Origin of the sequence: Myxococcus guangdongensis, assembly GCF_024198255.1 — a bacterium.
Lineage (GTDB): Bacteria > Myxococcota > Myxococcia > Myxococcales > Myxococcaceae > Myxococcus > Myxococcus guangdongensis.
This window is the reverse complement of the sequence record NZ_JAJVKW010000041.1, coordinates 1-5384: the sequence shown is the minus strand read 5'-3', so window position 1 is coordinate 5384 and position 5384 is coordinate 1. Positions and strand designations below refer to the sequence as shown.

The 5384-nt window shown below is 70.0% G+C and carries 2 protein-coding genes; both read left to right on the top strand.

All coding sequences use genetic code 11. The annotated features are described in order from the left end of the window. Positions 1 to 11: 11 nt before the first annotated feature. Positions 12 to 3698: an SDR family NAD(P)-dependent oxidoreductase gene (locus tag LXT21_RS44575; protein ID WP_323395793.1), complete on the top strand. Its 3687-nt coding sequence runs from the start codon at positions 12 to 14 to the stop codon at positions 3696 to 3698. An 11-nt stretch (positions 3699 to 3709) separates the two neighbouring features. Beyond that, positions 3710 to 5384: type I polyketide synthase (locus LXT21_RS44565; RefSeq protein ID WP_254044365.1), on the top strand; the 1675-nt coding region annotated here is incomplete at its 3' end.

The window sequence follows — 5384 nt, the reverse complement described above, 5'->3', positions numbered from 1 at the left end:
CGCTCTTCTCGGTGGAGTACGCGCTGTGGAGGATGTGGAGGAGTTGGGGAGTGGAGGCGGACGCGGTGCTGGGGCACAGCGTGGGGGAGTACGTGGCGGCGGTGGTGGCGGGCGTCATGGGGATGGAGGACGCGCTGAGGCTGGTGGCGGAGAGAGGCCGGCTGATGCAGGGGTTGGGAGGGGAAGGAGAGATGGTGGCGGTGGAGGCGCCGGAGGAGTGGATTGCGGAGGCGGTGAAGGGGCTGGAGGCGAGCGTGTCGATTGCGGCGCGCAACGGGCCGAAGCAGTGGGTGGTGGCGGGGCTGAAGGAGGGCGTGAAGGAGGCGGAGCGTCGGCTGGCGGAGAAGGGAGCGAAGACGAAGAAGCTGAAGGTGTCGCACGCGTTCCACTCGCCGCAGATGGAGCCGATGCTGGACGCCTTCGAAGCGAAGGTGGGCGCAGTGAAGCTGGAAGCACCGAAGCGGGTGCTGATTTCGAATGTGAGCGGGAAGAAGGCGGGAGCGGAGGTGGCGAGCGCGAGGTACTGGCGCACGCACGTGAGGGAGGCGGTGCGCTTCGCGGAGGGGATGGAGGCGCTGCGGAAGGAGGGGGTGGGCGTCTTCGTGGAGGTGGGCCCGGCGCCGGTGTTGGTGGGGATGGGGAGGCAGACGCTGGAGGAGGAGGGACTGGAGTGGGTGGCGAGCTTGAGGAAGGGGAAGGGGGAGTGGGAGACGGTGCTGGAGGGGTTGGGAGCGCTGTACGTGAAGGGAGTGGAGGTGGCGTGGAGCGAGTACGAGAAGCCGTACGCGCGCCGCACCGTGTCCCTGCCCACGTATCCGTTCCAGCGTCAGCGCTACTGGTGGACCCGCGAGCCGCGGGGACAGAGCGCGCTGCTCGCGCCGCGTGAGGCTCGGGCCGTCAAGCCGCACCTCGGGAGCCGGCTGTACTCCCCCGCGTTCGACGACATCATCTACAGCACGACGCTCGGGGCGTTCCGTCCGGCATACCTCGATGACCATCGCCTCTACGGCACGGTCGTCACGCCGGCGGCCTCGCACCTGTCGATGGTCCTCTCGGCCGTCGTGGAGACCTTCGGTCCCCAAGCCTGCACGCTGGAGAACCTCACGTTCCACCAGGCGCTGGTGCTCGCGGACGACGAGCTGCGCCCGCTCCAGCTCATCTTCTCGCCGCACGCGGAGGGCTACTCCCTCAAGCTGATGACGCAGGGGGAGTCCGGTGACTGGGTGCTGCACGGCACCGGTGAGCTGCGAGTCGACCCGTCCCAGGTGTCCACGCCGAGGACGCTGCCCGCGCGCGAGGCGGTGTTGGCGCGCTGCACCGAGTCGCGCTCGGGAGACGACTTCTACAAGTTCTTCCGAGCCATGGGCTACACGCTGGGCCCGAGCTTCCGCTGGATTGGTCCCTTCCAGCGCAGCAAGGACGAGGCGTTCGGCCAGATGCAGCAGCCGGAGCTGCCGGACTCTCCGGACAACTACCAGCTCTATCCCGGCCTCATCGACTCGTGCTTCCAGATGCTCGCCAACTGGATGGTGAGCGACGCGACGAGTCTGGCGGACGCGCTGGCGATTCCCTTCAGCGTCTCGAAGCTCAACTTCTTCCGTCGTCCGCAGGGCGCGCTGTGGTGCTACGCGAAGTCCACCGCGGGCGAGCGGGCCATCACGGAAGAAATCCTCAGCGGCGACGTGCAGCTCTTCGACGAGCACGGCCCGGTGGCGGAGATCCTCGGCTTCCACGCGCGTCGCGCCAGCCGTGACGTCCTGCAGGCCAGCACGCACAAGAAGTCCGAGGAGCGCATCTACGAGGTGGCGTGGACCCCCGAGCCCCTGCCTCCCGCGCCGCTGCCCCAGGCCGAGTCCCATCCGTGGCTGCTGTTGCTGGACGCACAGGGCGTCGGCGAGCAGCTCGCCACGAGACTGGAGGAGCGCGGAGCCTCCGTCATCCGCGTGCGTCCGGGCGCCGGATTCCAGAACAAGGCCTCGAAGCACTTCGAGGTCGACGCGAGCACCCCGGCCGACTTCACCCGACTGCTGCGCGAGGCCCTGAACGGCGCCCCGTGCGCGGGCGCTGTCTACCTGTGGGGTCTGGACTCGACCTCGGAGGAGACGCGGTCCGCCGAGGCCGTGCACCAGGCGACGCTCCGGGCCACGACAGGAGCGCTGCACCTGACGCAGGCGCTCGTGGCCAGCGGCACGCAGTCTCCGCTGTGGCTCGTCACGCAGGGCGCGCAGCCCGCCGATGGCGTGGCGGTGTCCTCGCCCGTGCAGGCGTCGCTGTGGGGCCTGGGCCGCGTCATCGACCTGGAGCACGGCGAGCTGCGCTGCGGACGCATCGATCTGGACCCCAGGGATGTGAAGGGCAGTGTGTCCTCGCTGCTCACCGAGTTGCTGCGCTCCAGCGACACGCCGGGAGTCGAGGTGGCCCTCCGTCGAGAGCGGCGCCTGCGTCCCCAGCTCCAGCGGGCGAAGGGTGGCGCGGAGGTCACATCCTTCCGCGCCGACGGCACGTACCTGATTACGGGCGGCCTGGGGGCGCTCGGTCTGTCGATGGCGCGGTGGCTGGTGGAGCGCGGCGCGCGTCACCTGGTCCTCGTGGGACGACGTGAGCCCACGGCGGAGGCTCGCGCGGTGCTCGCGGAGCTGGAGCAGTTGGGCGCGAGCATCACGGTGGCCTCGGCGGATGTGGCGCGACAGGCGGACGTCGCGGCGCTCCTGGCGCGCATCGACGCGGGGGCGGTGCCGCTGCTCGGCATCTTCCACGCGGCCGGCATCGTCGAGGACGGGGCGTTGGTGCAACAGGACGCCCAGCGCTTCGAGCGGGTGATGGCGCCCAAGGTGGCGGGGGCGTGGAACCTCCACCGCTTCACGGAGGCGCGGTCGCTGGAGCACTTCGTCCTCTTCTCGTCGGCCGCGGCGCTGCTCGGCTCTCCGGGACAGAGTGGCTACGCGGCGGCGAACGCCTTCCTGGATGCGCTGGCGCATGTCCGTCGTGCCCGTGGGCTGCCCGCGCTGTCGCTGGACTGGGGCCCGTGGGCGGAGGTGGGCATGGCCACGGACGCGCAGGTGGCGAAGGCGTTGGAGCGCCGGGGCATCCGCGCGCTGCCGACGGCGCAGGGGCTGGAGTTGTTGGGCAAGGCGCTGGGGTACTCGCAGGCGCAGCTCGGGCTCATGCACATCCGGTGGCCGGCGTACATCGAGGGCCTCGGACGGTTGGGGCGCTCGGGCTTCTACGCGGCGGTGGCGCCGGCGCGGAAGGACGAGTCCCGCGCGGCCGTGGCGACGACGAAGAAGCAGTGGTTGGCGGAGCTGCAGGGCGCGCTGCCGCACGAGCGGCGGGAGGTGCTCGTCCGCAGGCTCCAGGAGGCGGTGGGGCGAGTGCTCCGCCTGGACGTGGCGGGTGGAGTCGATTGGGGCCAGGGCTTCACGGACCTGGGCATGGACTCGCTGATGGCCATCGAGCTGCGCAACGCCCTGCAGGACGGGCTGGGGCACTCGCTGCCTTCGACCATCGCGATGAACCACCCCAACGTGGACTTCCTCGCCGACCACCTCATCGAGGCTGTCTTGAAGTTCAACGACGAGAGGAAGCCCGCTCCGGCGCGTGAGGTGCCGGCCGTGGGCGAGCTCGAGGTGAGCCTCGACGCACTCTCCGACGCGGAGCTGGCCCGTCTGGCGCTCGCGGACCTGGCAACGGATTCCTGAGGAATATCGAGATGACGACCGAGGACATCAACTACCGGCAGATCGTGCAGCAGCAGCTCGTGAAGATTCGCAAGCTGGAGGCTCGACTCGAGAAGGCCGAGTCGGCGCCGCGAGTGGAGCCCATCGCCATCGTCGGCATGGCGTGCCGCTTCCCCGGCGGAGTCACCACGCCAGAGGCGTACTGGGAGCTGTTGCGCGACGGCGTGGACGCCACGATGGAGGTGCCGGCGAACCGCTGGGACGTGGACGCGCTCTATGACCCGAAGCCGCAGGTGCCGGGGAAGATCAACACCCGTCGGGGTGGCTTCCTGAAGGACGTGGACCAGTTCGACGCCCAGTTCTTCGGAATCTCCCCGCGCGAGGCGGCGGCGATGGACCCGCAGCAGCGACTGCTGCTGGAGGTCGGCTGGGAGGCGCTGGAGCGGGCGGGCTATCCGGTGGAGCGCCGGGGGCGGCAGCGGGTGGGCGTCTTCGTGGGCGTGATGAACACGGACTACAGCCAGCGCATGCTCGCGAACGCGGACCTGTCGCAGCTGGACCCGTACTTCGGCACGGCGAAGGGCGCGTGCTTCAGCGCGGGTCGCCTGTCGTACGCGCTGGGCTTCCAGGGCCCGAGCATGGCGGTGGACACGGCGTGCTCGTCGTCACTGGTGGCGATGCACCTGGCCATCCAGAGCCTGCGTCTGGGCGAGTGCCCCGTGGCGCTCGCGGGCGGCGTGAATCTCATCCTCTCCCCGGAGGTGAGCGTCTACCTGGCGAGCAGCGGCGCGCTGTCTCCCGAGGGCCGCTGCAAGACGTTCGATGCCTCCGCGGACGGCTATGCCCGTGGTGAAGGCTGCGGCGTGCTGGTGCTGAAGAGGTTGTCGGACGCGGTGGCGGACGGGAACGAAGTGCTGGCGGTGATTCGTGGCACGGCGGTGAACCACGACGGCCCGAGCAGCGGACTGACGGTGCCGAATGGGATGGCGCAGCAGGCGGTGATTCGGCAGGCGCTGGAGAACGGGGGAGTGAAGGGGACGGAGGTCAGCTACCTGGAGGCGCACGGGACGGGGACGTCGCTGGGAGACCCGATAGAAGTGGACGCGATGTGGGGCGCGTTGGGAGAGGGGCGCAGCGGAGAGTCGCTGTGGCTGGGCTCTGCGAAGACGAACCTGGGGCACCTGGAGTCGGCGGCGGGGGTGGCAGCGGTGATGAAGGTGGTGCTGTCGCTGAAGAACAAGCAACTGCCGCCGCACCTGCACTTCAAGACGCCGAACCCGCACATCGGCTGGGACCAGATGGCGGTGGAGGTGCCGACGAAGCTGACGCAGTGGGACCCCAAGCAGACGAGCCGGGTCGCGGGTGTCAGCTCCTTCGGCCTCAGCGGGACGAACGCGCACGTCATTCTGGAAGAGGCGCCCCCGAGGGCGGTGCCCGTCCAGAAGCAGGACACGGTCGAGCGCCCGAAGCACGTGCTGGTGCTGTCTGCGCGAAGCACGAGCGCGTTGGAAGAGCAGGCGAAGCAGTACGCGGGAGCGCTGGGAGAGGCGCCGGTGGGAGACGTGTGCTTCACGGCGTCGGTGGGGAGGACGCACCTGGAGCAGCGGCTCGCGGTGGTGGGCGCCAGCGCGGAAGAGCTGAAGACGAAGCTGGAGCGCACGGTGGCGGGAGAAGCCGTGGCGGGAGTGGTGAAGGGGCAGGCGGTGG